The organism is Thiohalophilus thiocyanatoxydans (genome assembly GCF_004366735.1).
Lineage (GTDB): Bacteria > Pseudomonadota > Gammaproteobacteria > UBA6429 > Thiohalophilaceae > Thiohalophilus > Thiohalophilus thiocyanatoxydans.
In genome coordinates this window covers 74008-100410 of record NZ_SOQX01000001.1, presented here as the reverse complement: position 1 = coordinate 100410, position 26403 = coordinate 74008, and the positions used below count along the sequence as shown (strand labels likewise).

The 26403-nt window shown below is 57.2% G+C and carries 21 protein-coding genes; 10 read left to right on the top strand and 11 right to left on the bottom strand.

The annotated features are described in order from the left end of the window. Positions 1 to 2 precede the first annotated feature (2 nt). From atpA to glmS, 7 genes are all read left to right on the top strand, one after another. Positions 3 to 1544, top strand: a complete 1542-nt coding sequence (gene atpA, locus EDC23_RS00415; RefSeq protein ID WP_134080303.1) for a F0F1 ATP synthase subunit alpha — start codon at positions 3 to 5, stop codon at positions 1542 to 1544. Positions 1545 to 1559: 15 nt separating this feature from the next. Continuing rightward, positions 1560 to 2423, top strand: coding sequence for a F0F1 ATP synthase subunit gamma (gene atpG / locus EDC23_RS00410; protein ID WP_134080302.1), 864 nt, complete (start codon positions 1560 to 1562; stop codon positions 2421 to 2423). A 33-nt stretch (positions 2424 to 2456) separates the two neighbouring features. Next, positions 2457 to 3833, top strand: coding sequence for a F0F1 ATP synthase subunit beta (gene atpD / locus EDC23_RS00405; RefSeq protein WP_134080301.1), 1377 nt, complete (start codon positions 2457 to 2459; stop codon positions 3831 to 3833). 18 nt (positions 3834 to 3851) lie between these two features. Beyond that, the gene (locus tag EDC23_RS00400; protein ID WP_134080300.1) at positions 3852 to 4271 is read left to right on the top strand and encodes a F0F1 ATP synthase subunit epsilon; all 420 of its coding nucleotides are present in this window, start codon (positions 3852 to 3854) and stop codon (positions 4269 to 4271) included. Between the two features lie 238 nt (positions 4272 to 4509). Then, positions 4510 to 5007: an FKBP-type peptidyl-prolyl cis-trans isomerase gene (locus tag EDC23_RS00395; RefSeq protein ID WP_134080299.1), complete on the top strand. Its 498-nt coding sequence runs from the start codon at positions 4510 to 4512 to the stop codon at positions 5005 to 5007. A gap of 26 nt (positions 5008 to 5033) precedes the next feature. Further along, positions 5034 to 6425 (top strand): bifunctional UDP-N-acetylglucosamine diphosphorylase/glucosamine-1-phosphate N-acetyltransferase GlmU, encoded by a 1392-nt coding sequence (gene glmU / locus EDC23_RS00390; RefSeq protein WP_134080298.1) that lies wholly within the window; start codon positions 5034 to 5036, stop codon positions 6423 to 6425. Positions 6426 to 6561: 136 nt separating this feature from the next. Next, a complete protein-coding gene (gene glmS / locus EDC23_RS00385) occupies positions 6562 to 8394 on the top strand; it encodes a glutamine--fructose-6-phosphate transaminase (isomerizing) (protein WP_134080297.1) in 1833 nt (610 codons plus the stop codon). Between the two features lie 379 nt (positions 8395 to 8773). Here the strand turns inward: glmS and trkA (EDC23_RS00380) are convergent, their stop codons facing one another. Further along, positions 8774 to 10147: a Trk system potassium transporter TrkA gene (trkA, locus tag EDC23_RS00380; RefSeq protein ID WP_134080296.1), complete on the bottom strand. Its 1374-nt coding sequence runs from the start codon at positions 10145 to 10147 to the stop codon at positions 8774 to 8776. 31 nt (positions 10148 to 10178) lie between these two features. Next, positions 10179 to 11624: a TrkH family potassium uptake protein gene (locus EDC23_RS00375; RefSeq protein WP_134080295.1), complete on the bottom strand. Its 1446-nt coding sequence runs from the start codon at positions 11622 to 11624 to the stop codon at positions 10179 to 10181. A gap of 288 nt (positions 11625 to 11912) precedes the next feature. On the opposite strand from EDC23_RS00375, the gene EDC23_RS00370 reads away from it, so the two are divergent. Both EDC23_RS00370 and EDC23_RS00365 read left to right on the top strand, forming a co-directional pair. Further along, the gene (locus EDC23_RS00370; RefSeq protein WP_134080294.1) at positions 11913 to 13409 is read left to right on the top strand and encodes a sensor histidine kinase; all 1497 of its coding nucleotides are present in this window, start codon (positions 11913 to 11915) and stop codon (positions 13407 to 13409) included. A gap of 2 nt (positions 13410 to 13411) precedes the next feature. Continuing rightward, positions 13412 to 14107: a response regulator gene (locus EDC23_RS00365; RefSeq protein ID WP_134080293.1), complete on the top strand. Its 696-nt coding sequence runs from the start codon at positions 13412 to 13414 to the stop codon at positions 14105 to 14107. Between the two features lie 192 nt (positions 14108 to 14299). Here the strand turns inward: EDC23_RS00365 and EDC23_RS00360 are convergent, their stop codons facing one another. The 9 genes from EDC23_RS00360 to def all read right to left on the bottom strand — a co-directional run bounded on the left by EDC23_RS00360 (position 14300) and on the right by def (position 24979). Next, on the bottom strand, positions 14300 to 14617 hold the full coding sequence (locus tag EDC23_RS00360) for a tetratricopeptide repeat protein (protein WP_134080292.1): 318 nt from the start codon (positions 14615 to 14617) through the stop codon (positions 14300 to 14302). 207 nt (positions 14618 to 14824) lie between these two features. Further along, on the bottom strand, positions 14825 to 16279 hold the full coding sequence (locus EDC23_RS00355; protein ID WP_134080291.1) for a TrkH family potassium uptake protein: 1455 nt from the start codon (positions 16277 to 16279) through the stop codon (positions 14825 to 14827). 180 nt (positions 16280 to 16459) lie between these two features. Next, positions 16460 to 17833, bottom strand: a complete 1374-nt coding sequence (gene trkA / locus EDC23_RS00350) for a Trk system potassium transporter TrkA (protein ID WP_134080290.1) — start codon at positions 17831 to 17833, stop codon at positions 16460 to 16462. Between the two features lie 55 nt (positions 17834 to 17888). Then, a complete protein-coding gene (locus EDC23_RS00345) occupies positions 17889 to 19319 on the bottom strand; it encodes a sigma-54-dependent transcriptional regulator (RefSeq protein WP_243830698.1) in 1431 nt (476 codons plus the stop codon). Further along, positions 19303 to 21552: an ATP-binding protein gene (locus EDC23_RS00340; RefSeq protein WP_208321232.1), complete on the bottom strand. Its 2250-nt coding sequence runs from the start codon at positions 21550 to 21552 to the stop codon at positions 19303 to 19305. Before EDC23_RS00340 ends, EDC23_RS00345 begins: the two co-directional genes overlap by 17 nt. Then, complete coding sequence (locus tag EDC23_RS00335) at positions 21534 to 22145, bottom strand: DUF4390 domain-containing protein (RefSeq protein WP_166668729.1); 612 nt, start codon at positions 22143 to 22145, stop codon at positions 21534 to 21536. The genes EDC23_RS00340 and EDC23_RS00335 overlap by 19 nt, the downstream gene beginning before the upstream one ends. Further along, positions 22108 to 23409 carry a 16S rRNA (cytosine(967)-C(5))-methyltransferase RsmB gene (gene rsmB / locus EDC23_RS00330; RefSeq protein ID WP_134080288.1) on the bottom strand — a complete coding sequence of 434 codons (1302 nt, stop codon included), beginning with the start codon at positions 23407 to 23409 and terminating at the stop codon, positions 22108 to 22110. The genes EDC23_RS00335 and rsmB overlap by 38 nt, the downstream gene beginning before the upstream one ends. Next, a complete protein-coding gene (gene fmt, locus EDC23_RS00325; protein ID WP_134080287.1) occupies positions 23409 to 24380 on the bottom strand; it encodes a methionyl-tRNA formyltransferase in 972 nt (323 codons plus the stop codon). Before fmt ends, rsmB begins: the two co-directional genes overlap by 1 nt. A gap of 95 nt (positions 24381 to 24475) precedes the next feature. Continuing rightward, positions 24476 to 24979 (bottom strand): peptide deformylase, encoded by a 504-nt coding sequence (gene def / locus EDC23_RS00320; RefSeq protein ID WP_134080286.1) that lies wholly within the window; start codon positions 24977 to 24979, stop codon positions 24476 to 24478. Positions 24980 to 25142: 163 nt separating this feature from the next. Here def and EDC23_RS00315 point away from each other — a divergent pair, with 163 nt between their 5' ends. Then, positions 25143 to 26306: a LysM peptidoglycan-binding domain-containing protein gene (locus tag EDC23_RS00315; protein ID WP_134080285.1), complete on the top strand. Its 1164-nt coding sequence runs from the start codon at positions 25143 to 25145 to the stop codon at positions 26304 to 26306. The last annotated feature ends 97 nt before the right edge of the window (positions 26307 to 26403 follow it).

Genomic DNA, 26403 nt, shown 5'->3' with positions numbered 1-26403 from the left:
TCATGCAACTGAATCCATCTGAAATCAGCGACCTGATCAAGAAGCGCATCGAAGGTTTCGAAGCCGCTTCCGAGGCTCGCAATGAAGGCACCATCGTCGCCCTGGCGGATGGCGTGGTCCGCATTCACGGTCTTGATGACGTCATGGCGGGCGAGATGATCGAATTTCCCGGCAACACCTTCGGTATGGCGCTCAACCTCGAACGCGATTCCGTCGGTGCGGTTATTCTGGGTGACTACGAACACCTCACCGAAGGCGACAAGGTCAAATGTACCGGCCGCATCCTCGAAGTGCCGACCGGTGAAGCCCTGCTGGGCCGCGTGGTCGACGCCCTGGGTAATCCCATTGACGGCAAGGGCCCGATTGAAAACGCCGTGCCCGCCCCGGTCGAAAAAGTGGCGCCGGGTGTGTACTGGCGTAAGTCAGTTGACCAGCCGGTACAGACCGGCCTGAAGGCCATCGACGCGATGGTGCCGGTCGGCCGCGGTCAGCGTGAGTTGATCATCGGCGACCGTCAGACCGGTAAAACCGCCGTCGCGGTCGATGCCATCATCAACCAGAAAGGCACCGGCGTGAAATGTATCTACGTCGCTGTCGGACAGAAGCAGTCTTCCGTGGCCGGTGTGGTCCGCAAGCTGGAAGAGCACGGTGCCATGGAACACACTATCGTGGTTGCCGCCGGCGCTTCCGAATCGGCGGCCATGCAGTTTCTGGCCCCGTATGCCGGTTGCTCCATGGGTGAATACTTCCGCGATCGCGGTGAAGACGCCCTGATCATCTACGACGATCTGACCAAGCAGGCCTGGGGTTATCGCCAGGTGTCCCTGCTGCTGCGTCGTCCGCCGGGTCGTGAAGCCTATCCCGGTGACGTCTTCTATCTGCACTCTCGTCTGCTGGAACGTGCCGCGCGGGTTAACGAGGAATATGTCGAGAAGGCCTCCAACGGCGAGGTGAAAGGCAAGACCGGTTCACTGACCGCGCTGCCGATCATCGAAACCCAGGCCGGTGACGTTTCCGCGTTCGTCCCGACCAACGTGATCTCCATCACCGACGGTCAGATCTTCCTCGAATCGGATCTGTTTAACGCGGGTATCCGCCCGGCCATCAACGCCGGTCTGTCGGTTTCCCGTGTCGGCGGTGCCGCCCAGACCAAGATCGTCAAGAAGCTCGGCGGCGGTGTGCGCCTGATGCTGGCCCAGTATCGCGAGCTGGCGGCCTTCGCCCAGTTTGCTTCGGATCTGGACGAGTCCACCCGCAAGCAGATCGAACGGGGTCAGCGCGTGACCGAGCTGATGAAGCAGAAGCAGTATGCGCCGATGAGTGTCGCCGAACAGGCGTTCTCCCTGTACGCCGCCAGCGAAGGCTTCCTGGATGACGTGGATGTCAAAAAAGTGGTCGACTTCGAACAGGCCATGCTGGCCTATCTGCGGTCGAACCAGTCGGATCTGCTCAAGCAAATCAACGACAGCGGCGACTACAACGACGAGATTGCAGCGACCATGAAAGCGGCAATCGAGAAATTCAAAGCCAGCAGTACCTGGTAAGCGGGGTTTATCGCGATGGCGAGCGGCAAAGAAATACGCACTCAGATCAACAGCGTTAAAAATACGCAGAAGATCACCAGCGCCATGGAGATGGTGGCGGCGAGCAAGATGCGCAAGGCGCAGGATCGGATGTCCAGCTCACGTCCCTACGCGGACAAGATGCGGGGCGTGATTGATCATCTGGCCTTTGCCCATCCCGAGTATCACCATGCGTATCTGCAGGAGCGCGAGGTCAAGCGGGTCGGCTACATCATCATCTCGTCCGACCGCGGTCTGTGCGGCGGCCTGAACAACAACATGTTCAAGGTCGTGCTCAACGACATGAAGCAATGGCAGGATCAGAATGTCGAGATGGACTTCTGCACCGTCGGCCAGAAGGCGCTGGGTTTTTTCAAGCGGCTGACCGGCAACATCAAGGCGCAGACGACCCATCTGGGTGACGCGCCGTCGCTGACTGATGTCATCGGTACCGTCAAGGTCATGCTGGATGCCTACGACAACGGCGAGATCGATCGCCTGTTCGTGGTCTATAACCGCTTCGTCAACACCATGACCCAGCAGCCGACGATCGAACAGTTGCTGCCGGTGGCCTCCGCCGAGAAAGATGAACAGCTCGAATACCACTGGGACTACATTTACGAACCGGATGCCAAGGAAGTACTCGACGGCCTGCTGGTGCGCTATATCGAGTCCCAGGTTTACCAGGGCGTGGTAGAGAACGTCGCCTGTGAAATGGCAGCCCGGATGGTGGCAATGAAGGCCGCTTCCGACAATGCCGGCAACCTGATTGATGACCTGCAGCTGGCCTACAACAAGGCCCGCCAGGCCGCCATCACCCAGGAGCTGTCCGAGATCGTATCGGGCGCCGCGGCGGTATAACAGATTTCAAGCAAAGTTACAGGGGAACTGACAATGAGTTCTGGAAAAATCGTACAAATCATCGGTGCGGTCATCGACGTGGAATTCCCGCGTGACCGGATGCCGAAAGTGTATGACGCACTGACAGTCGAGGAAACCGGCCTGACGCTGGAAGTTCAGCAGCAGCTGGGCGACGGCGTGGTACGGACTATCGCCATGGGCAGCTCGGAAGGGATCAAGCGTGAAACCGCGGTGACCAACACCGGCGCGCCGATCACCGTGCCGGTGGGTACCAAGACCCTCGGCCGGATCATGGACGTGCTGGGTAACCCGGTGGACGAACAGGGTCCCATCGGTGCCGACGACGCCATGCCGATTCACCGCAAGCCGCCGACCTATGCGGAGCAGGCCACCGGGATCGAGATTTTCGAAACCGGGATCAAGGTTATCGACCTGGTCATGCCCATCGCCAAGGGTGGCAAGATCGGGTTGTTCGGGGGTGCCGGTGTCGGCAAGACCGTAACCCTGATGGAGCTGATTCGTAACATCGCCATGGAGCACAGTGGTTACTCCGTGTTCGCGGGTGTGGGCGAACGAACTCGTGAAGGTAACGACTTCTATCACGAAATGACCGAATCGGGCGTACTCGATAAAGTGGCGCTGGTTTACGGCCAGATGAACGAACCGCCGGGTAACCGTCTGCGTGTCGCCCTGACCGGTCTGACCATGGCCGAGTACTTCCGTGACGAAGGCCGTGACGTTCTGATGTTTATCGATAACATCTACCGTTACACCCTGGCCGGGACCGAAGTGTCGGCCCTGCTGGGCCGTATGCCTTCCGCGGTGGGTTATCAGCCGACCCTGGCCGAGGAGATGGGTGTCCTGCAGGAACGCATCACCTCCACCAAGACCGGTTCCATCACCTCATTCCAGGCCGTTTACGTGCCCGCGGACGATTTGACCGACCCGTCGCCGGCGACCACCTTCTCGCATCTGGATGCGACCCTGGTACTCTCCCGTCAGATCGCCGAGCTGGGGATCTACCCGGCGGTGGATCCGCTGGATTCCACCTCCCGCCAGCTGGATCCGCTGGTCATCGGTGACGAGCACTACGACGTGGCCCGTGCGGTACAGGGGACCCTGCAGCGCTATAAAGAGCTGAAGGACATCATCGCCATCCTCGGGATGGATGAGCTCTCCGAAGAGGACAAGCTGGCCGTATCCCGCGCGCGCAAGATTCAGCGCTATCTCTCCCAGCCGTTCTTCGTGGCGGAAGTGTTTACCGGTGCGCAGGGGAAATATGTCTCCCTGAAAGACACCATTCGCGGCTTCAAGGGGATTGTCGAGGGTGAATACGACAACATCCCGGAACAGGCCTTCTACATGGTGGGTACCATCGAAGAAGCCCTGGAAAAAGCCAAGTCCCTTTGAGCGGGCGAGGAGTGAAACATGGCCATGACCATGCATCTTGATATCGTAAGCGCCGAAGCGGAGATCTTCTCCGGCACGGCGGAAGTCGTGGTGGCGCCGGCCAGCACGGGCGAGGTGGGGATCTATCCCCGCCACACCCAGCTGCTGTCGCCGCTCAAGCCCGGGGAAGTCCGCGTCACCCTGCCGGGTGGCGAGGAAGAGAGCTTCTATGTCTCCGGCGGGATTCTCGAAGTGCAGCCGCACCACGTGACCGTCCTGTCGGATACCGCGGTACGTGCCCACGATCTCGACGAGGCCGCCGCGCTGGAGGCCAAACAGGCCGCCGAGCAGGAACTCAAGGACCGGACCGGCGAAATGGAGCTGGCCGAAGCCCAGGCCCAACTGGCCGAGGCGGTGGCCCAGCTGCAGACGATCCAGAAGATGCGCAAGAAACGCTGATCGTCTCCCGGCAATTAATGGATGTGTCAGAGCAAAGGGGCAGTTGTTATACTGCCCCTTTGTCGTTTGGGGGAACCGCCAATCAAGTCATTCCGCGGATGCCGGAATCCGGTCATTGATTGGTGGACCCCGGTTTTGACGGGGCGAGACGCCGGTCAGGTTGCACGCAGCGCTACCTGACATTGCGCTGCTGGCGTCGCCGCAGTCGCCCATGCAATTATGATCAAGAGAAGATGTCATGGCTGAAGAACGGGTGGAAAAGAACAGGATCGTCACCTTTGTCTACACGATTACCGACGAAAGCGGCGAAGTCCTCGAGCAGTCGGATATCCCCCACGATTACGTGCACGATCAGGATGAGCGAATGTTTCCCAAGGTGATCCGGGCGCTGGAGGGCCACCAGGTGGGGGATGTGGTGAAAGTGACCCTGACCCCGGAAGAGGGGTTTGGTCAGTATGATCCGGGTCTGACTTTTTCCGATGCGCTGAAGAACGTCCCCCGCGAGTACCAGCGGCTCGGCGCCGAAGCCACGTTCCAGGACGCCGCCGGCGAGAGTGTGACCATGCGCGTGAGCCGAATCGAGGACGGGCGCATCGAGTTTGACGGGAACCCGCCGTTTGTCGGCAAGACGGTGGTCTTTATCATCAACATCATCGGCATTCGCGATGCCTCCGGGCAGGGGAGCGGCACGGGTCAACCGGTCGGCGATCCCGCACAAAAGCGCACGCTGAATTAATTCGTCTGACGCGCTACAATCGCCGCATGGGCAAACCGCAACTGAATATCGTCATCCTCGCCGCCGGCCAGGGCACCCGCATGCGTTCCACCCTGCCCAAGGTACTGCACCCGCTGGCCGGCAAGCCCATGTTGCAACACACCATCGACACTGCCCGCGAACTGCTGCCGACCAGGCTGAGCGTGGTCTACGGGCACGGCGGCGAGCAGGTGCCGCAACAGATTGCCGATCCCGCCATCAACTGGGTTCTGCAGGCGGAACAACTGGGCACGGGGCACGCCGTAATGCAGGCGGTGCCCGGGGTGGCGGATGAGGACATCGTCCTGGTGCTCTACGGCGATGTCCCGTTACTGTCGGCCGAGACCCTGGCCCTGCTGAGCGAATACGCCGATCGCGAACTCTGTTTGCTGACTGTCCATCTGGACGATCCGAGCGGTTACGGGCGCATCGTGCGTGATGAACACGGGCAGGTGACGGCCATTGTCGAACACAAGGATGCCGATGAGAATCAGCGGCGCATCAGCGAGGTGAATACCGGCATCCTGGCCGTCAATGGCGGCAAATTGAAGACCTGGCTCGGACGCCTGGAGAATAACAACGCCCAGGGCGAATACTACCTGACCGACATTATCGCCATGGCGGTGAATGACGGGGTTGGCGTACGGGTGAGCCATCCCGCCGATCCCTTTGAAGTGCTGGGCGTCAACAGCCGCCAGCAACTGGCGCAGCTGGAGCGCATCTATCAGCAGCAGCAGGCCGAACGCCTGATGCAGCAGGGCGTCACGCTGGCCGATCCGCAGCGCCTCGATATTCGCGGCAAGCTCACCAGCGGCCAGGATGTCACCCTGGATATCAACGTCATCATCGAGGGACACGTCACACTGGCTGATAACGTGTCAGTGGGTGCCAACTGTGTGCTGAAGGATTGCGAACTGGCCGAGGGCGTGCAGGTGCTGCCTATGAGCGTGATCGAAAATACCCGCATCGGCGCGGGCAGCCGCATCGGCCCCTTTGCCCGGATTCGCCCCGGCACCGAACTGGCAGCGCAGACCCACATCGGCAATTTTGTCGAGCTGAAAAACAGCCAGGTCGGCGCCGGCAGCAAGATCAATCACCTGAGTTATGTCGGCGATACCACGATTGGCGAGCGCAGCAACATCGGCGCCGGCGTGATCACCTGCAATTACGACGGCGCCAACAAGCATCGCACCGAAATCGGTGATGACACCTTCATCGGTTCCGACTGCCAGCTGGTGGCCCCGGTGAAGATCGGCGATGGCGCCACCATCGGCGCCGGCACCACGCTGACCAGTGACGCCCCTGAAAACGCCCTGACCCTGAGCCGAACCAAACAGAAAACCGTCACGGGCTGGAAGCGACCGACGAAAGAAAAGGGACGAGGGACGAGGGACGAGTGACGAGGAAAAGAGAAAGTATGTTTTTGAATATTTCGCGGCAAGGTAATGTTTGTGATGGAGGAGTTATGGTCGCCAATAGTACAGTATTAAATAGAAAGTCCTCGTCCCTCGGCCCTCGTCCCTCGGCCCTGTAATTATGTGTGGAATCGTTGGTGGCATTGCAAACCGGGACATCACCCCGGTACTGGTCGACGGACTGAAGCGGCTGGAGTATCGCGGTTATGATTCGGCCGGCGTGGCGGTGCTGGATGAGCAGGCCTGTCTGACCCGGGTGCGCACGGTCGGCAAGATCGCCAATCTGCAACAGGAGCTGACAAAGTTACCGATCAACGGCAAGATCGGTATCGGCCATACCCGCTGGGCCACCCACGGCGAGCCGGCCACCCGTAACGCCCATCCCCATGTGTGCAAGCAATCCGTCGCACTGGTGCATAACGGGATTATCGAGAATTTCGAGGGCCTCAAGCATACCCAGCAGGCCGAAGAATACCTGTTTACCTCCGATACCGACTCCGAGGTCATCGTCCATCAGCTGCACAAGCATCTCAATCAGGGCAAGGAGCTGCTGCTGGCCGTGCAGGATACGGTCGATGATCTGGAAGGCGCCTATGCGCTGGGGGTCGTCTATAACGCCGAGCCGGACAAGCTGGTGGCGGCGCGACGCGGTTCGCCACTGGTGATTGGCATTGGCGAGGAGGAAAACTTCATCGCCTCCGACATGGCCGCGCTGTTACCGGTGACTAACCGGTTTTACATCCTCGAAGAAGGGGATGTGGCGGTACTGGCGCGTGACGGGGTCAAAATTTACGATCTGAACCGGCAACCGGTGACACGCCCCGTCCACGAGAGCAAACTCAGCAGTGATGCGGTCGAGCGCGGTGAATACGCACACTACATGCTCAAGGAAATTTACGAGCAGCCGCAGGCGATCGCCGAAACCCTGGAAGGGCGTCTGACCGAAGACACCGTGCTGGAAGCCAGTTTCGGACCCAAAGCGGCGAGCATATTCAAACAGGTCCGCAATATTCAGATCGTCGCCTGCGGCACCAGTTACCACGCCGGGATGATCGCCAAATACGGTTTCGAGTCAGTCACCCGTCTGCCCTGCAATGTCGAGGTGGCCAGCGAGTTTCGTTATCGGCGGCAAGTCGTGCAGCCGAATACGCTGTTTGTCACCATTTCCCAGTCCGGTGAGACCGCCGATACCCTCGCCGCCCTGCGCCTGGCCAAGGAAGTCGGCTATGCGCATACCCTGGCGATCTGTAACGTGCCGGAAAGCTCACTGGTCCGCGAGTCGGAACTGTCACTGATGACCCGTGCCGGCCCGGAGATCGGCGTCGCCTCGACCAAGGCCTTCACCACCCAGCTGGTGGCGATATTGCTGTTGCTGATTGTTCTGGCGCGGCGTAACGGTCTGCCCAGGGACATGGAAGCCAAGGTCGTCGAGCAATTACGTCAGTTGCCCGGCATGATCGAGGACGTGCTCAAGCTGGACAGCAAGATTGAAAAACTGGCCGAAAATTTTGCCGACAAACATCACGCCCTGTTCCTGGGACGCGGCATGATGTACCCGGTGGCGCTGGAAGGCGCACTCAAGTTAAAAGAGATCTCCTACATCCATGCCGAAGGCTATCCCGCCGGTGAGCTCAAGCACGGCCCGCTGGCCCTGGTCGATGCCGACGTGCCGATCGTCGCCGTGGCCCCCAATGACAAATTGCTGGACAAGCTCAAGTCCAACCTGCAGGAAGTGCGCGCGCGCGGCGGCAAGCTGTATGTGTTTGCCGATCAGCACGCCGGAATGAGCGCCGGCGAAGGGGTGACAATCCTGGAAATCGCCCCGGTCGATATCGCCATCTCCCCCATCATCTACAGCGTGCCGCTGCAACTGCTGGCCTATCACGTCGCTTTGCTCAAGGGGACCGATGTGGATCAGCCGCGTAATCTTGCCAAATCGGTGACAGTGGAATAATCAGAACTAACAGTTCAGAGTAAGTAGCAGGTAGCTGTAGAACTCTTGCTAAAGATTGTATTTAGTATTGTGATGAGTCAGCCGGACGGCATTGTCAGAAGCTTCGTACACGGGAGTTTCCTATGGGGAACGATGATTGTGATTATTATCTGGAACCTGATTTTGCTATTAATTTCAAACCCGATGGGGTGATACGATAAGTCTGGCGAGACATCTCCAGTGGCAATCTTGTAGTCGTGCGCTTTTCGATCAATCCTAATGATAATAAACGTTGTATTATGGATCCGGAACAGGGGACAACAGAATCAGAGGCTTGAGCCGAAATTCTCCTTAAACAATCCATTTCATATTGATCGAGATCTGGCATAGTAACCTGCTATTAAAAGAAAGTGATTGCGACCTGGAATAACCTTTCCACATCCTGTACGTGCGATTTGTCCACTAAAAACAGTACTACATGGTCTTCCGGCTCGATTACTACATGCTTATCTGGAAACAGCAATTTGTCACCACGCGCTATAACGCCGATTGTTGTCCCTTCAGGGAGGGATAATTCGCCAATTTCTCTACCCACGACATGTGATGTTTCACGGTCACCATGGGCTATCACTTCTATAGCCTCTGCAGCACCTCTGCGCAAAGAATGGACCCTGACGATGTCGCCGCGACGGATATAGGCTAATAATGCGCCAATGGTGATTTGTGCGGGGGAGACGGCGATATCTACAGGTCCGCCCTGTGCCAGATCCACATAGCCTGGTCGGTTGATTATCGATAGAACCTTGCGTGCACCGAGGCGTTTAGCCAGCATGGCTGAGAGGATATTGACTTCATCATCATTGGTTACGGCGCAATACATATCAATATTCTCGATATCCTCCTCTCGTAACAGGTGTTCATCAGCCGCGTCACCGTTTAATACAACAGTCTTGCCGAGTGATTCGACAAGGTAACGACCTCTTGCTCGGTTATTCTCAATAATCTTGACATGATAGATTGACTCCAGCTGCTTGGCTAAGGCCATGCCAATATTTCCGCCACCCGCGATTATGATCTTTCTATTGGATTTATCCGTATGGCGAAATGCTGTAATTACCTTGCGTATATGTTGTTTGCCGGCAAGGAAAAAGACTTCATCATCGGACTCGATGACGGTTCGCGCGGTCGGAATAATCGCCCGTTTTCGACGATAAATGGCCACAATCCTGGCATCGATTTTTGGAAGTAACTCATTGATATGACGTAACTCTTTGCCAACCAGGCCACCGCCATAGTGGGCACGAACCGCCACCAGTTGTGCTCGACCCTCGGCAAAGTCCAGGATCTGAAGTGCGCCCGGAAATTCGATCAGATTTTCGATAAACCGGGTCACTAATTGTTCCGGACTAATAATGAAATCTATCGGTATCGCTTCAGGAGTGAAAAGCTCGGGATGGGTCAGGTATCCAGCTGAACGAACACGGGCCAGTCGCGTCGGTGTATGAAAAAGCGAATGGGCAATTTGGCAGGCAACCATGTTTGTTTCATCACTGTTGGTGACAGCAAGGACCAGATCCGCATCTTCAATTCGGGCTTTTTCAAGAACATCCGGGTGCGAGGCATGTCCTGTTACAGTACGTATATCATATCGGTCCTGAATATGCTTTAGCAGTTCCGGCTGTGTGTCAACGACAGTGACATCATTATCTTCGGTCGATAGCCTCTCCGCCATCGTGCGGCCAACCTGGCCTGCTCCCAGGATAATAATTCTCATCTTTATCCCCGTACGTTAACCATTTGAGTTTTTAATGCCGCCAGTAGGCTGGAAGGAACAGAATCAACAGGGTGAAGACTTCCAGCCGGCCTACCAGCATACCGAAAACGCCCAGCCATTTGATTACGGCATTGACTCCGGAAAAATTACTCGCAACATCACCCAGGCCGGGACCTAATAGATTGATTGTTGCAACAACAGCCCCAAATGCGGATTCAAGGTCCAGGCCGGCGGCCATCATGGCAACGGTTAACAGCAGTGCTGTGACAATATACAGCACATAAAAGCCCCATACCGAATAAAGAACTTCTTCAGATATTGCCTTTCCTCCCAGCTTGACGACGGAGATGGCTTGTGGGTGAGCAAGCTGAAATAATTGTCGTAATCCCAGTTTGGCTAACAGGATGATACGGATGATTTTTATTCCGCCTGCGGTTGATCCGGCACAGCTACCCGTGAAGGACAAGATCACCAGTACCAATGGAATATGCAAAGGCCAGAGTGAAAAATCCGCAGTAGTAAAGCCGGTGCTGGTAAGGATCGAGGTCACCTGAAAGGCGGCATAACGCAGGGAACTCGAGGCGCCGGTGTATTCCCCTGCCAGGTACAAACTCAGGGTAATAATCAATAGCCCGAGCATAAATATGTATCCGTAACTTCGGACTTCCGGATCATTTACATAAGGCCGCAATGTCATACGGCGCCAGGCGACAAAATGAATGGCGAAATTAACACCACCGGCCAGCATGAAGACAATGGCTATGATTTCAATGGCGATGCTGTTGAAGTGTGCAATGCTGGCATCATGGGTGGAAAAGCCACCGGTCGCGACGGTAGTGAAGGCGTGGCCGACCGCATCAAACAGATTCATGCCGGCTATCCAGTATGCAATGGCACAGGCCAGTGTCAGTACCAGGTAAATAATCCAGAGCGCACGGGCAGTCTCGGCGATTCTTGGAGTGATTTTTTCCTGTTTTGCGACGCCTGAAGCTTCGGCGCGGTACAACTGCATTCCGCCAACACCGAGCAGAGGCAGTATCGCGACGGCCAGAACAATGACACCCATGCCACCAAGCCATTGAATCTGTTGACGATGGTATAAAATAGAGGGCGGTAGCTGATCCAGTCCTGCAATGACAGTGGCCCCGGTGGTGGTAAACCCGGATATAGACTCGAATACCGCATCCGTTATACTGAGATGGAGACCCAGGATAAAGGGCAGCGCCCCCACCATACCGAGTATTGCCCAGAATAGTGTTACAACCAGAAAGCCGTCACGTACGGATAGTTCAGCGCGCTGACGGATGTTTGGAAACCAGAGAAACAAACCGCCGACGAAGGTAATCAAGAGCGACAAGCCGAAAATAATAGCCTGGCCATCGTCATACAGAATGGCAATGCCAACTGAAGGCAGGAAACTCAGGCTATACAGCATCATCAAAATGCCGAATAACCGGGTTATTGCACGCCAATGCATATACTCGAATCACCTACAAACGAGCCAGGAAATCGCAGTTCTGAGCTACTTTGTCCCACAAGATTAATAATGCAGTGATAAAGTTGTGCAAAACAGTCAAGTATTTGCGAGAGAAAGGCGACTTGCGAATTACTTATCTGAAATAGAGCTTATTTGCGGCAGAGTATCGAATTCTCAGTGGATAAAGTCATATAAAAATAATATAAAAATTTTACGGTTTTTTTATATTTTTCAGGCATTCTGTCTGGGACATTAAATTTCTGATATCGTGATTGGAACTCAGGTTCGATGGGAAAAATGAAGCCTCTTTTCTCAACCAATACCGACAAGAAGAAGTATCTTTTTGCAGGAATGGTGGTTGTTGCCACTATAAGCCTAGCATTTCTTGTTAATCGGCTGATGCCTCACGCATCATTGTCGCTTTTATTCCTCACAGGTGTGCTGGTTGTCTCTGCCCGAACAGGACTGGGGCCGTCATTGCTCTCAAGCATCGTGAGCTTTTTGGCGTATAATTTTTTCTTTACTCCCCCCTACTATACCTTTGAGGTTGCTGATGACGGTGATGTGGCCACCTTGCTTTTTTTCCTCATTATTGCCGCAATCACAGGGAATCTGGCCGCCCGTATGCATCTGGAGATTGCGAAACGCCGGACATCTCTTCAGCGCATATCGAATCTGTATGAATTTAGTCGACGCATGTCCTCAGCGGCAAGCGAATCTACAGTTTTGGAATCCCTGGCGGACCATCTGGCCAAATCATTGGAAAGACCTGTCCAGGTATTTACAATGGCCACTGGCGAAGATGAAGAACCCGAACAGCGGGCTACAGCAAACAACCCGATACCAATTGCATCGGATAGGTTAAAACTTGTCTGGAATCAGGGGTTAGTGAATAGCGAAGCAGCGCCAGAGTTGCATGCGATCAGGCTGGCAACGCGCACTGGCGTAGTAGGTATGGTTGTGATAGATGGTATTCTGGATGATGAGCAACTTGAGCTGACCAAGAGTTTGTGTGATCAGGCGACTATTGCGCTGGATCGGACACAGTTGGTCGAGGATCTTGAGCAAGCCAAACTGGTTACAGAAACAGAGCAATTGCGTTCTGCATTACTTTCCTCAATTTCACACGATCTGAGGACGCCGCTTGCCTCTATTATCGGTTCCACAACAAGCCTTATGGAATACGGAGATTCATTCAGTACAACTGACAGAAAAGACTTATTATCTACCGTAACCACGGAAGCTCAGCGGCTTGATCGTCATATCCAGAATTTGCTGGATATGACCCGTCTTGGGCAAGGAAAGCTGAAGCTTCAGCGAGAATGGGTAGACCTGCACGATATAATATCCAGTGCAATTAATCGCGCGAGCGTATTTAAGGATAAAGTTACGATTAATACTTCTGTGACAAACGACGTGCCAGTGATCTGGGTTCATGGGGTGTTGATAGAACAAGCGGTCGTCAATCTTATGGATAATGCTATTCGCTTCACGCCTGAAGATGGTGTTGTTACGATCACGGCCATTGACTCTGGAGGGAATTTAAAAATCAATGTCTGTGATGAAGGGCCCGGTATACCAGAAAAAGAAAGAGAGAAGGTGTTTGATATGTTTTACACCATACGTCAAGGCGATCGTGGCCAATTACAGGGTACGGGTCTCGGGCTGGCAATTTGCCGAGGAATGATAGCGGCACATGGAGGTACCGTTACTGCAAAGGATGGGTTGCAAGGGACAGGAACCTGTATGCAAATAATTATTCCGATTGAAATACCAGAAAATTGAATATGTCGTCTGAATCAGCAATAAAAATACTCGTCGTTGAAGATGAGTCGCAAATCAGAAAATTTCTTAGAATTAGTCTGGAGGCACATAATTACATAGTGTATGAAGCTCGTCTTGGCGAGGAAGGACTAATGCTTGTAACTTCACTCAATCCGGATCTTGTTATACTTGATTTGGGGCTGCCGGATCTGGATGGCCAGAACTTTATAGAGCAACTTCGAGAATGGTCGCAAATACCTGTTCTGGTATTGTCAGTGCGTGCCTCCGAAACTGATAAAGTTCAGGCGTTGGATGCAGGTGCGAACGATTATGTAACAAAGCCGTTTGGTATTGGTGAATTGATGGCCAGAGTTCGAGCTATTTTACGTAGCTCTGATGACTCATCGAATTCAGCGACAGTTTTTGAGTCCCAGGGACTCCATGTTGACTTCACTACGCGCGAAGTCACTGTTGACGGCACGGCCGTTCATCTTTCAAAAAAGGAATATACACTGCTTCGTTTACTGGTTTCCTCACATGGGCAGGTATTAACGCATCAGCAAATTATCCGGGAAATATGGGATAGTACTCACCAGGACGATGTTCACTATTTACGCGTATTGGTTGGGCAATTACGACAAAAACTGGGAGACAATCCGGCGCAACCACGATTTATCATGACGGTTCAGGGTGTGGGGTACCGGTTTTCAATACTGTAGCTTTAATTAAGGTTGATGCACTCAGACCTCAGATCCTTTAACCAGAGAGCTCTTTTGAATATATACTTGTAATTATTATGTGAAATAATTGTGAGGTATGTTCCTGACATGTACGACAGTAACTTGTGTTTTTATCGGCATCAGCATCAGTAGTCTGTTCAGCCTGGAAGCTGGATTAAATTTAAACAGATTTTATTGCTCAGCCTGTTTTAGCAGGCGCTTGAGAAACACCCGCATCTCCTTGGCCGCCTGCATATCGCCTTTCTTTTCCGCGACCTCGATACCCTTTTCATAGGTGGCGATGGCCTGCTGCTGATCGCCGCTGTCGGCATGAGCCTGACCGAGCAGCTTCCAGGCGGCGGAGTATTCGCCGTCGAATTGCAGGGCGCGTTGCAGATGGGCGATGGCGTTGTCGTAATGCCCTTCCTTGTAATAGGCCTGTCCCAGGCCGAAGCGCAGCAGCAGGCTGTCCTGGCCGTCGGCGAGCATTTTTTCGAGGTTGTTGATCATGGACATGCCACAAGGATAAGGGCTGCGAGGCTGAAAAACAATAAAAGCCATTAGCACAGAGGTCGCAAAGAAATATTGTTTATGAGTCTTCAACGAGCCACTTCTGTGTAAGCTGAAGTGGCTTAATTGCCTCGTACCCAGTACCTCGTCCCTCGTCACTGCCCGAAGGGCGGGCGTCTCTGCGGTAAGTAGATTTTGATAGAAAAGCTAGCGGCGCCAGAAGGCCGGGGTCAACAGCACCAGCAGGGTGAAGATCTCGAGGCGGCCGAGCAGCATGGAGAAGCAGAGGATCCATTTGGCGGTATTGGTCAGGGAGGCGTAGTTGTCACCGACCTCACCGAGCCCCGGGCCCAGGTTGTTGATGGTGGCGGCCACCGCGGAGAAGGCGGTGATCTGATCCAGTCCGGTCATCATCAGGATCAGCAGCATGATGGCAAAGACCGCGACATAGGCGGAGAAAAAGCCCCAGATAGCATCGATAATTCGCGGCGAGACCGGTTTCCCGCCGAGTTTGATCGGAATTACCGCATGGGGATGAACAATGCGGGTGATCTCGCGTATTCCCTGCTTGAGCAACAATAAAAATCGAATGACTTTCATCCCGCCGCCGGTAGACCAGGCGCAGGCGCCGATGAAACTGACAAACAGCAGCAGGACCGGTAAAAAGCCGGGCCACAGGTGGTACTGGTGAGTGGTGAAGCCGGTTGTGGTGCCGATCGACACCGTTTGAAATACACCGTGCAGTAGCGCCCGATCGAATCCGGGGAAGACATTCTCGTTATGCAGGTAAAATACGGTTATCAGGGCAACGAGTATAAGAATAATCACATAAGCCCGGAATTCGGAATCGAGCAGGTAATACGCCAGCGAACGATGCCGCCAGGCGGTGAAGTGCAGCGCAAAGTTAATGCCCGAGAGAAACATGAAAATAATCGCCACGACCTCGATCATGGGCTTGTCAATAAAGTACCCCATGCTGGCATCATGGGTCGAAAAACCGCCGATCGCCACGGTCGAAAAGCTGTGCCCGATGGCGTCAAACAGGCTCATGCCGCCCAGCCAGTAACCCAGAGCACAGAGTACGGTCAGGCTCAGGTAGATATACCATAATGCCTTGGCCGTCTCGGTGATGCGAGGGGTGATCTTGGTGTCCTTGACCGGGCCTGGGGTTTCGGCGCGATACAGCTGCATGCCGCCGATGCCGAGCATGGGTATGATGGCCACCGCCAGTACGATAATCCCCATGCCGCCCAGCCACTGCAGTTGCTGGCGATAGAACTGGATCGATTCGGGGAGGTCATCGATGCCGGTGAGGACCGTGGAACCGGTCGTGGTCAGCCCGGAGAAGGACTCGAAAATCGCATCGGTGATAGAAACCGCCGGATCGGGCGAGAGAATGAAAGGGATGGCGCCGAACAGACTCAAAATGGTCCAGAACAGCGCGACGACCAGAAATCCGTCCCGGATCCGAAGTTCCTGCTTCTGCTTCTTGACCGGCAACCACAGGATAATGCCGCTGATCAGAATGATCGCGAAACTGTAAAAGAATGCGTCAAATGTAATATTAAGATAAAGGAAGGAGACAAACAGCGGCGGCAGCATCGCCAGGCTGAAGATCATCAGCAGAATGCCCAGGATGCGTTGAATAACCAGCAAATGCATGATTAAGAACAGGGCCGAGTGACGAGTGACGAGGGACGAGGACAAGATTGCAGGTGGATCCGCTGCGCTTGATCCACCCTACACGAGGGGCTCAGGTATTTGGTGCTCTGGTTTAGACTGATGAAATGCACAGAAGCCATACTCCTCGTCACTCGTCCCTCGTTACTCATACCTTGTTATTTATATGAAAGTGATGCTGACCTGGAATAGCCGCTCGACATCGGGGATGCGCGCCTTGTCGACCAGGAACATAATGACGTGGTCGTCTGATTCGATCAGGGTGTCATGGTGAGCGATGATGACCTCGTTATCGCGGACGATCGCGCCGATGGTGGTGCCCGGCGGCAGTTTGAGATCCTCGACTTTGCGGCCAACGACCCGGGAGGTGTTGATATCGCCGTGGGCGATGGCCTCGATGGCTTCGGCCGCGCCGCGGCGCAGGGAATGGACCTTGACCACGTCGCCGCGGCGCACATGGGCGAGCAGACTGCCGATGGTGGATTGTTGCGGGGAGAGGGCGATGTCGATCTCCCCGCTCTGGATCAGATCCACATAGGCGGCGCGGTTGATCAGGGTAATCGCCTTGCGGGCGCCGAGTCGCTTGGCCAGCATCGAGGAGAGGATGTTGGCTTCATCGTCATTGGTCAGGGCGCAGAAGACATCGATCTTGTCGATATTCTCTTCCAGCAGCAGCTCTTCGTCAGCGGCGTCGCCACACAGCACCATGGTCCTGGAGAGTTCATTGGATATAGCGCGGGTCCGCTCGAGGTTATGGTCAATGAGCTTGACCTGGTACTTGCGTTCCAGTGACTGGGCAACCCGCTTGCCGATATTGCCGCCGCCGACAATCATGATGCGCTTGTAGGGTTTGTCCAGGCGCCGCAGTTCGCTCATGACCTTGCGGATATTCTTGCTGGCGGCGATGAAGAAGACTTCGTCGTCGGCTTCTATCACGGTGTGGCCTTCGGGGATGATGGGCCGGCCGCGTCGGTAGATGGCCGCCACCCGCGCCTCGATGCCGGGCATGTGCTTGCGCAGGGTACGCAGCTCGTGGCCGACCAGCGGCCCGCCGTAATAGGCGCGTACACCGACCAGTTGCACCAGTCCGTCGGCAAAGTCGAGTACCTGCAGGGCGCCGGGATGATTGATCAGGCTTTGTACATAATTGGTGATCAACTGTTCGGGGCTGATCAGTACATCGATGGGCAGGGCCGTCGGACTGAACAGATTGTTATGTTTGAGGTATTCGAGCGAGCGGACCCGGGCGATTTTGGTCGGGGTATGAAAGACCGTATAGGCGACCTGGCAGGCGACCATGTTGGTCTCGTCACTGTCGGTCACGGCAATCAGCATGTCGGCGTCGTCCGCGCCGGCACGCTGCAGGACTTCGGGATAGGAGGCATGGCCGATCACGGTGCGCAGGTCCAGGCGATCCTGCAGGCCCTGCAGCACCTCTTCGCGCTGGTCAATCAGGGTGATGTCGTTGGCTTCACTGGCGAGATTCTCCGCCAGTGAGCTGCCGACCTGACCGGCCCCGAGAATGATGATTTTCATAAAAATCCAGTGTTGTACTTTTTATAAAGTAAATTATAAAACGTTTGTCTTCGGATTACCCGTCGTGGCTGATGTTCTTCGGATCAATCCCCAGGGCGCGCAGCTTGCGATACAGATGGGTCCGCTCCAGGCCGACCGCCTGGGCCACTTTGCCGACGCTGCCCCGTGCCTTGCGCAGCTGGTATTCAAGATAGTCACGTTCGAACTGTTCGCGCGCCTCGCGCAAGGGGAGATCGTAATTGACCTGGACCTCGCGCTTGCTGCTCGTCGTGTCGCTTTCGCCCAGCGCAGCGTCAATTTCGTCTATATCGATCTCGTGCCCCGAGCCGACGATGAGAAGTCGCTGTATGAGGTTGGTCAGCTCGCGAAGGTTACCGGGCCAGTCATAGTTACGCAATCGGTTCTGTGCCGCCATGGTGAACTTTCTATAGGGCAGCTTCTCCAGGTCGACCAGTTGATTGGTGAAAAAATTGAGCAGCTCCGGGACATCCTCGCGATGTTCGCGCAGGGCCGGGACCCGTACCGGTACCACATTCAACAGATAGAACAGGTCCTTGCGGAACAGGCCGTCGGCCACCCGCTGCTCCAGATCGTGATGGCTGGCGGCGATAATGCGTGCCCGCAATTCGACGGGCTGGGTACCGCCGGTCCGGTAAAAACTCTGCGCATCGAGGGCGGAATAGAGCCTGGCCTGGGTCGCCGTATCCATATCGGCAATGTCATACAACAACAGGGTCCCGCCACTGGCCTGTTCCAGCAAGCCGTAATAAATCGGGCCGGTTTTTTCGGAACCGAACAGTTCATGCGCGGCATTGTCGGAGTTCAGGCCGGAGACATTGACATCGATAAAGGGGCGGTCGCGCCGGGTGCTGGCATCATGCAGGTAGTGGGCGGCGATGTGAATACCGCAGCCCGGCTCGCCATGCATTAATACCCAGCTGTCATGTTCCGCGATGCGCCGTAGTTGATCCCGCAGGTTCTGCATGACAGCGCTTTTGCCGATCGGCTCGTGCACCTCCAGGCTGTGGCGGCGCAGCCCCTGGTTTTCGCGCTGCAGTTTGTCGGTTTCCAGGGCGTGTTCGATGGTCAGCAGCAGCTTGGCCAGGGAGATCGGCTTTTCGATAAAGTCATAAGCCCCCAGGCGGGTGGCCTCGACCGCGGTTTCGACGGTACCGTGGCCCGACATCATGATCACCGGCGTGCCGAGTTGTTCATCGTCCTTCCACTCCTTGAGCAGGGTGATACCGTCGATGTCCGGCATCCAGATATCCAGCAGAATCAGATCGGGCCGGCGCTGGCGGTGCAGCTGGCGTGCCGTCTCGCCATCTTCTGCCACGGCGATTTCGTAACCCTCGTCCTCGAGGATCTCCTGCAGCAGCTGGCGAATATCCGGCTCGTCATCGACCACCAGAATATAGGGCGTGGCGGCCGAGGTATCGGACTGTTGCGGAGGCGCGGGAGCGGCGGATTCAGGCGGCTGCATCATCATCGCGGTTAATCGTTTGTTCGGAGTCCGGCTCCATTGTATCGCTTATTTCACCGCCGGAGGAAACCACCGGCAGGCGGATAATCACCGTGGCGCCACCGGCGGCGCTGTTCTCCGCCCAGAGCATGCCGCCGTGTTCCTCGACGATCTTTTTCACAATGGCCAGACCCAGGCCGCTGCCGCGGGGCTTGGTGGTAACGTAGGGGTCGAACAACTGGTCAAACAGCTGCTCGGGAATGCCCGGGCCGCTGTCCTCGATTTTCAGCTCCACATAGCGGCAATTCTGCTGCCGGGCGCACCGGGTGGTGACCCGAAGCTTTGAGCCCCGGGCATAGTCCATCGCTTCCAGCGCGTTCTTGAACAGGTTGTGCAGCACCTGACGCAGGCGGCCGGCATCGGCCTCGATTTGCGGCATGCTGGGATCCAGCTTCAGGGTAAAGCGGATCTGGTTGTTACTGGTGCGATAGAGATCGAGGACCTCGTCGATGATCGTGTTCAGATCCAGCGTTTCCAGTTGCAACTCCGGCATACGGGCGTAGTCGGAGAACGCCTTGACCATCTCCTTGAGCGTCTCGACCTGCTGGACGATGGTGTGGGTGGAGCGGTCCAGCACGTTGGCATCGTCTTGCGGCATGGTTTTCAGGTATTTGTGACGCAGGCGCTCGGCGGCCAGCTGAATGGGGGTCAGCGGGTTTTTGATTTCGTGGGCCAGACGGCGGGCCACTTCGCCCCAGGCGGCGTTGCGCTGGGCCTGGATCAGCGCGGTAATGTCGTCGAAGACGATAATACTGCCGCTTTCGCGATCACTGCTGTGGGGCAGCGGGGTCCCGCGACACATCAACACCTTGCGGCCGTTGGGACCGAACAGGGTCACCTGCTCCTGCCACTCCTGTTCGCCGGCATCGAGATACTGGGTGATCGCGTTGACCAGTTGTCGGGTGGCGGGTTCGGCGTCGGCCAGCGTATCCAGTCGCGCACCCTGATAGCGGCTCAGATCGAGATTGAGGATCTGGCTGGCGGCCAGGTTGTGGGTATTCAGCGTGTGCCGGTTATCCAGGGTCAGCACGCCCGAGGAGAGATTGGCGAGCACCGCCTCCAGATAGGCGTGCTGGGTCTCCAGTTGTTGCTGACTCTGCTGGGCCTGTTGCTGGGCAATGGCGATCTTGTGGGTCATCTCGTTGAACGAGCGAACCAGAAAGCCAAGCTCATCCTTGCCCGGCAGGGGTAGCCGTTTGTCGTAGTTGCCGGCGGCCACCTCGCGGGTCCCCTCCACCAGATCGTAGATGGGCTGCACCATGCGTCGCGCCGCGTAAAACGCGGCCCAGATCGCCACCAGAATACTCAGCAACAACACCAGCGAGAGGGTGAGAATAAAGCTGTATTTCAGCGGCGTACGCAGATAAGCCACTTCCCGGTACTGGCTGAACGCCGACTGCACACTGTCGGCCAGGGTGTTGATGCGTTCGTTCACGGGAAACAGGGCCTGCAGGATACGCGGTTCGGTCACAGCATCCGGGCCGGGCAGGATTACCGCGGCGCGAAAGTGCAGGCCGCTGTCCCTGATCGGGACCAGACCGATATCGTCATTGCCCTGACGCAGCATATGCAGGCTGGTGTCATCCAGCCGGGCCGGCAGCAACTGGGTCGACTCCAGGTTACTGGAGGCGATGATACGGCCGTTGCGCGAGAACAGGGTCAGTTCGGAGGCGTCGGTCTCCTGATGGAGTTCGTTCAGTTTCAGGGCGCTGAGATTATCGGGGGTATTGGCCAGCTCGCGACTCAGGCTCTGGGTTTCGCGCAGCAACTCACGCATGCGCACGCCCAGTGATGCCTGACTCAGTTCCAGTGCATCGTTCAGGGCGTTTTCGACGCGCACATCGAACCAGCTGTCGATCCCGCGCTTGATAAAATCGAGTGAAAAGTAATAGACCACCGACACCGGCGTGACCGAGAGAATGACAAACATCACCACCAGGCGGGCGGTAAGCCGGGTCCCCGTGTCCTTCCGGCGGTATTGCTGTATCAGTTGCCACAGGCTTTTGCCGATCAGAACCAGCAACAGGAAGATTGCCAGAATATTGACCCCGAGCATCAGCGAGTAGAGCTCGCCGAACAGCGCCGAGTTGTGCGTGGCGCCACTCATCAGGTAGAGCGAGGTCAGCAGCAGGACGAACAGAATAATGATCGGCGCGCTGCCGGAGAAGAGTTTGCGAATCAGCGAGCCAATGACCATGAGTACCAGTCGCTTTGCAGTTGCCAGTCACTTGAAATATAGGCCAGGGGTCGCATGGGTGCCGGCAGGGATTCGATATCCAGTCGGGCACGCAGCTCAATGCCGTATTCGGCGCCCGGCTTCAGCAGGTTGGCGTCTATCAGGGGCAGGCCATCGATTCGGCCGAGCGACCAGAGAGCGGTATCCAGGTTGGCGTAATTTTCCTGAATACCGCTGTTGAGATTGTGAATCACGTATTTTTCGGTCAGCGCGTGATAGAGCAGCAGGTAGTTCTGGGTCAGGGTGGCCAGCTCCTTGTCCAGCCACCAGCGGCGCTTGCGATCCACCCGGATATCGATGGCGATAATCAGGGGCACCCCGTTTTTGACCGCATCGACGGCTTCCTGCGACAGGCGGTAGTTGATGCGCGCATCCAGGTGATAGACCGTCCCGTGCAGGCTCAGCTGGGCCGAGCGGATGACAAAGCCGTTATCGGCGAAGACGGTATTCGACGTGCCGAGGGCGCTCGCGAGCAGCAGATAGCGCAACCAGCGGACGGGCCCCGGGGTTGCGCTCTCAGCTTGTCTTGACCAGACGTGCGTAATAAAAGCCATCCATATCATCCTCGCCGGGCAGGATCTGTTGCCCTGCCGACTGGGCGTGCCCCCAGCCTGTCGGCAGGGCAACGTGCCGGGCATTGTCCACGGCGGCCAGAAAATGTTCCACCTGTTGCCGGTTCTCCTCCGGCAGGATCGAACAGGTGGCGTACAGCAGGGTACCGCCCGGTTTAAGCAGGTTCCACAGCGCCAACAGCATAGCATGTTGTGTGGCGCACAGCGCCGGGATATCGCGCTGGCGGCGATGCAGCTTGATATCGGGATGGCGGCGAATGACGCCGGTGGCGCTGCATGGCGCGTCGAGCAGGATGCGATCGAACAGTTGGCCGTCCCACCAGTCGTCCGGCCGGGCGGCGTCACCCACCAGCCGGGTTGCCTGCAGATTCAGCCGACTCAGATTTTGCGCGATGCGCTCCAGGCGCCGGGAATCGATATCCAGGGCGACCAGTTCCTGCACTGCCGGCTGCTGTTCGAGCAGATGGGCGGTCTTGCCGCCGGGGGCGGCACAGGCATCGAGGATCCGGTCGCCGGGTTGAGGATCCAGCAGCGGTGCCGCCAGCTGGGCGGCGACGTCCTGGACCGCGATCTGCCCCTCGGCAAAGCCGGGCAGCCGGTCCACCGGGCAGGGCTCGGCGAGAATCACGCCGCTGTCGCCGTGGGCGGCGGCGCGGGCCTCGAGTCCGGCCGCGGCCAGACGCTTTATATAGTCGTCGCGCGTGCCCAGGCGCCGGTTGACCCGCAGGCTCATCGGCGCCTGGGTGTTGTTGGCCTCGACGATCGCTTCCCACTGGTCGGGCCAGGCCTGCTGCAGGTGGGTCAGCAGCCAGGCGGGATGGGCCGTGCGGGCCGGGGCGTCCTGTTCCAGTTTGATATCGAGTTCGGCCTGTTGACGCTGATAGTTGCGCAATACCGCATTGACCATGCCGCGCGCCCACGCCTTGTTGAGGCTCTGGGTCACGGCGACGGTTTCGCCCACCGCCGCGTGGGCCGGGATCCGGCTGAAGCGTAACTGATACAGCCCCAGCAGCAGTAACAGACGCAGATCGGCGTCTTTTTTCTTCAGCGGCTTGTGCAGCAGTTGCCCGAGCAGAAAGTCGAGTTGCGGATACCAGCGTATCACTCCGTAGCACAGATGCTGCAACAGCGCCTGATCGCGGACCTGATCGAGCTGCGGCAGGATCCCGTCCAGGGCGTTATCCAGATTCTGGCCCTGCTGGACAATCTGCTGCAGCACCCGCAGGCAGGCGAGACGGACGTTCATCAGGACGCTTCGCCGCCATCGTCACCCAGCCGCATGCCCACCTGCAGCCGGCCGGGGCGGCCGTTGAGAAAGGCGGCGGCGCTCATGGCTTTGCTGCCGGCCGGCTGGATCTGTTGCAGTCGTAACAGGCCCTGCCCACAGGCCACGTCGATCCCGTCAGAGTCAGTGCTTACTACGGTGCCAGGTACCTGATCTGAATCATCCCCGGACATTTCCTGTGCCTCGGCCTGCCAGATTCGCAGCGGCTCACCCTCGAGCCGGGTGTGACTCACCGGCCAGGGGTTGAAGGCGTGCACTTCGCGGGCCAGCCGGGCGGCCGGTTTGTGCCAGTCGATCCGGGCCTCGGCCTTGTCCAGCTTGCGGGCGTAGGTCGCCTGAGCATCGTCCTGGGGCTCGGGCCGGAGCTGTTCGAGGTTAGCCAGCGCCTGCACAATGGCTTTGCCGCCCAGAACGGCCAGCTTGTCGTGCAGGCTGCCGCCGGTCTCATCCGGGGCAATCGGACAGGGCAATTTGAGCAGCATGTCACCGGTATCCAGCCCGGCGTCCATCTGCATGATGGTGACGCCGGTCTCGCGGTCACCGGCCAGGATGGCCCGCTGGATCGGTGCCGCGCCGCGCCAGCGCGGCAGCAGCGAGGCGTGGATGTTCAGGCAGCCGTGTGCCGGAATGTCGAGGACCTGTTGCGGCAGCAGCAGCCCGTAGGCGGCGACGATCATCCGATCCGCCTGCCAGGCGGCCAGTTCGGCCAGGGCGGCGTCGGACTTGAAATGTTCCGGCTGGCAGACCGGGATCCCGTGTTCCAGCGCCAGCTGCTTGACCGGCCCCGGCTGCAGCCTGCGCCCCCGCCCCGCCGGGCGATCCGGCTGGGTGTAGACGGCCACGATCGCGTGCCCCGCTTCGATCAGGGCCCGCAGGGCGGTGGCGGCGAACTCGGGGGTGCCGGCGAAGACTAGACGTTGTTGAGAGGGCATCGACTTCCTGGGTGCGTTGCGACTTGTTAGACGCCGCCAAGGTGCTAGGGGCTAGGTTCTAGGACCTAGAAACTAGCACCTAGCAACTGTCGGATTTATCCGGCCTGCCGTTGCTGTTTTTCCAGCTTTTTGCGGATGCGCTGGCGCTTGAGTTCGGAGAGGTAGTCGACGAACAGCTTGCCCTCCAGATGATCCATCTCGTGCTGGATACAGACCGCCAGCAGCCCTTCGGCTTCCATCTCCAGCGGATTGCCGTCGCGATCCTGCGTCTTGAGGCGAATATGTTCGGCCCGCTCCACCGGTTCATAGACGCCCGGTACGGAGAGGCAGCCTTCGTCGATCTGCTGGATGCCGTCCTTCTCGGTGATCTCGGGATTGATCAGTACCAGCGGCTGACTCCTGTCCTCGGAGACGTCGATGACGATCAGCCGCTGATGGAAATCCACCTGGGTGGCGGCCAGGCCGATGCCGGGCGCGGCGTACATGGTCTCGAACATGTCGTCGATCTGCCGGTGCAGGCGGGCGTCAAACTCGGTCACCGGCTTCGCCTTGATGCGCAGCCGATCATCGGGATAATTCAAAATATTCAACATTGCCATATGATTTCGTGACGTTTCTCTAGTACGGGTGTAGAAAAAGCTGCTAACATTATGATAGTACTGTGATACTACTCGCTATGGGCCTGTCTGACAGGGGTTTCTTGTTCCCGGTGCCAGGTCAATTAAACTCGAATAACAAGTGGCCTCTGACAGGGGATCCTTCATGGTAGATAATAAACCGACTGGCCCGATTTTGACACGTTTCCTGTCCATTGTTTTGCTCGGCATGGGCCTGGCGGCCTGTGGGTCGGCCCCGCCGGAGCGCGAACCGGCCTCGGCGCCTGAATCGACCTCGTACACAATCGACGAAGCGCCCGACGCCGAACCGCAAAAACCGGTGTTCAAGCCGGATTACCCGGAGCGTTATGTGGTCAAACGGGGGGATACCCTGTGGGATATCGCCGGACGCTTTCTCAAGGATCCCTGGTTATGGCCAAAGGTCTGGCATATCAACCCCGAGATTCGCAATCCGCACCTGATTTACCCTGGGGATGTGATTGTGCTCTATCATGGAGCTGACGGCGAGCCCTATCTGACCCTGGAAGGCAGCGGTGGCGTTACCGAACCGCGTGACAGGGAGGCCACCCGGTTGTCCCCGCGGGAACGCTACGAGCCGATCGATAAAGCCATTCCGACCATTCCCCGATCGGTGATTGCGCCCTTTTTGCAGCGCCCGCGGGTGATCGGCAAAGATGAGCTGGATGACGCCCCCTATATTGTCTCCAGCTATGAAGGCCATCTGATCAGCAGTAACGACAACACGATCTATGTCCGGGATATCGAGGATGAGGCGATCGGCCGCTATGAGGTGGTTCGGCCCGGCCGGGTCTACAAGGATCCGGAGACGGGCGAAACCCTCGGCTACGAAGTCCTCCGTCTGGCGGAAGCCCGGGTGACCCGCGGCAAGACCGGCGTGGACGACGTGACGACCCTGAATATCGAACGGGCCAGGCAGGAGGTGCTCAACGGCGATCATTTGCTGCCGGCAGAGGAAGAGACGCTCGAATTTAATTTCTTCCCGCGGCCGCCCGAGGAGGAAGTGAATGGCCATATTATCGCTGTGCATAATGGCCTCTCGCAGATTGGCCAGCATAATGTGGTCATTCTGAGCCGGGGCGCCCGCGATGGTCTGGAGTCCGGCCATGTGCTGGCAATCTATCAGGACGGCGGCACCGCCCGCGATCCCGTCAACCGGGGATCGGTGGAGCTTCCCGACGAGCGGGCCGGGCTCCTGATGGTGTTCCGGACCTACGAGAAGGTCAGCTATGCCCTGGTCATGGAGGCCAATCGCGCCCTGCACGTCAAAGACCGGGTCACCAGCCCCTGAGGCATGTGAACGGCGACGGCGGGGCTGTGCAAATCCCCGCCGGGTGATACAATCCGGCCGAGGCAACCGAAGCGGTGCTGAATGGCCGCTTGCGGGG

What these genes read in the sequence shown, in the direction of transcription:
- def (WP_134080286.1), bottom strand. Translation starts at nt 24,979, where the DNA reads ATGGCAATGTTGAATATTTTGAATTATCCCGATGATCGGCTGCGCATC.
- EDC23_RS00335 (WP_166668729.1), bottom strand. Translation starts at nt 22,145, where the DNA reads ATGGCTTTTATTACGCACGTCTGGTCAAGACAAGCTGAGAGCGCAACC.
- EDC23_RS00400 (WP_134080300.1), top strand. Translation starts at nt 3,852, where the DNA reads ATGGCCATGACCATGCATCTTGATATCGTAAGCGCCGAAGCGGAGATC.
- EDC23_RS00355 (WP_134080291.1), bottom strand. Translation starts at nt 16,279, where the DNA reads ATGCATTTGCTGGTTATTCAACGCATCCTGGGCATTCTGCTGATGATC.
- atpG (WP_134080302.1), top strand. Translation starts at nt 1,560, where the DNA reads ATGGCGAGCGGCAAAGAAATACGCACTCAGATCAACAGCGTTAAAAAT.
- atpD (WP_134080301.1), top strand. Translation starts at nt 2,457, where the DNA reads ATGAGTTCTGGAAAAATCGTACAAATCATCGGTGCGGTCATCGACGTG.
- trkA (WP_134080290.1), bottom strand. Translation starts at nt 17,833, where the DNA reads ATGAAAATCATCATTCTCGGGGCCGGTCAGGTCGGCAGCTCACTGGCG.
- fmt (WP_134080287.1), bottom strand. Translation starts at nt 24,380, where the DNA reads ATGCCCTCTCAACAACGTCTAGTCTTCGCCGGCACCCCCGAGTTCGCC.
- EDC23_RS00345 (WP_243830698.1), bottom strand. Translation starts at nt 19,319, where the DNA reads ATGATGCAGCCGCCTGAATCCGCCGCTCCCGCGCCTCCGCAACAGTCC.
- EDC23_RS00370 (WP_134080294.1), top strand. Translation starts at nt 11,913, where the DNA reads ATGGGAAAAATGAAGCCTCTTTTCTCAACCAATACCGACAAGAAGAAG.
- EDC23_RS00365 (WP_134080293.1), top strand. Translation starts at nt 13,412, where the DNA reads ATGTCGTCTGAATCAGCAATAAAAATACTCGTCGTTGAAGATGAGTCG.
- EDC23_RS00360 (WP_134080292.1), bottom strand. Translation starts at nt 14,617, where the DNA reads ATGATCAACAACCTCGAAAAAATGCTCGCCGACGGCCAGGACAGCCTG.
- EDC23_RS00395 (WP_134080299.1), top strand. Translation starts at nt 4,510, where the DNA reads ATGGCTGAAGAACGGGTGGAAAAGAACAGGATCGTCACCTTTGTCTAC.
- glmU (WP_134080298.1), top strand. Translation starts at nt 5,034, where the DNA reads ATGGGCAAACCGCAACTGAATATCGTCATCCTCGCCGCCGGCCAGGGC.
- EDC23_RS00340 (WP_208321232.1), bottom strand. Translation starts at nt 21,552, where the DNA reads ATGGTCATTGGCTCGCTGATTCGCAAACTCTTCTCCGGCAGCGCGCCG.
- atpA (WP_134080303.1), top strand. Translation starts at nt 3, where the DNA reads ATGCAACTGAATCCATCTGAAATCAGCGACCTGATCAAGAAGCGCATC.
- EDC23_RS00315 (WP_134080285.1), top strand. Translation starts at nt 25,143, where the DNA reads ATGGTAGATAATAAACCGACTGGCCCGATTTTGACACGTTTCCTGTCC.
- EDC23_RS00375 (WP_134080295.1), bottom strand. Translation starts at nt 11,624, where the DNA reads ATGCATTGGCGTGCAATAACCCGGTTATTCGGCATTTTGATGATGCTG.
- trkA (WP_134080296.1), bottom strand. Translation starts at nt 10,147, where the DNA reads ATGAGAATTATTATCCTGGGAGCAGGCCAGGTTGGCCGCACGATGGCG.
- rsmB (WP_134080288.1), bottom strand. Translation starts at nt 23,409, where the DNA reads ATGAACGTCCGTCTCGCCTGCCTGCGGGTGCTGCAGCAGATTGTCCAG.
- glmS (WP_134080297.1), top strand. Translation starts at nt 6,562, where the DNA reads ATGTGTGGAATCGTTGGTGGCATTGCAAACCGGGACATCACCCCGGTA.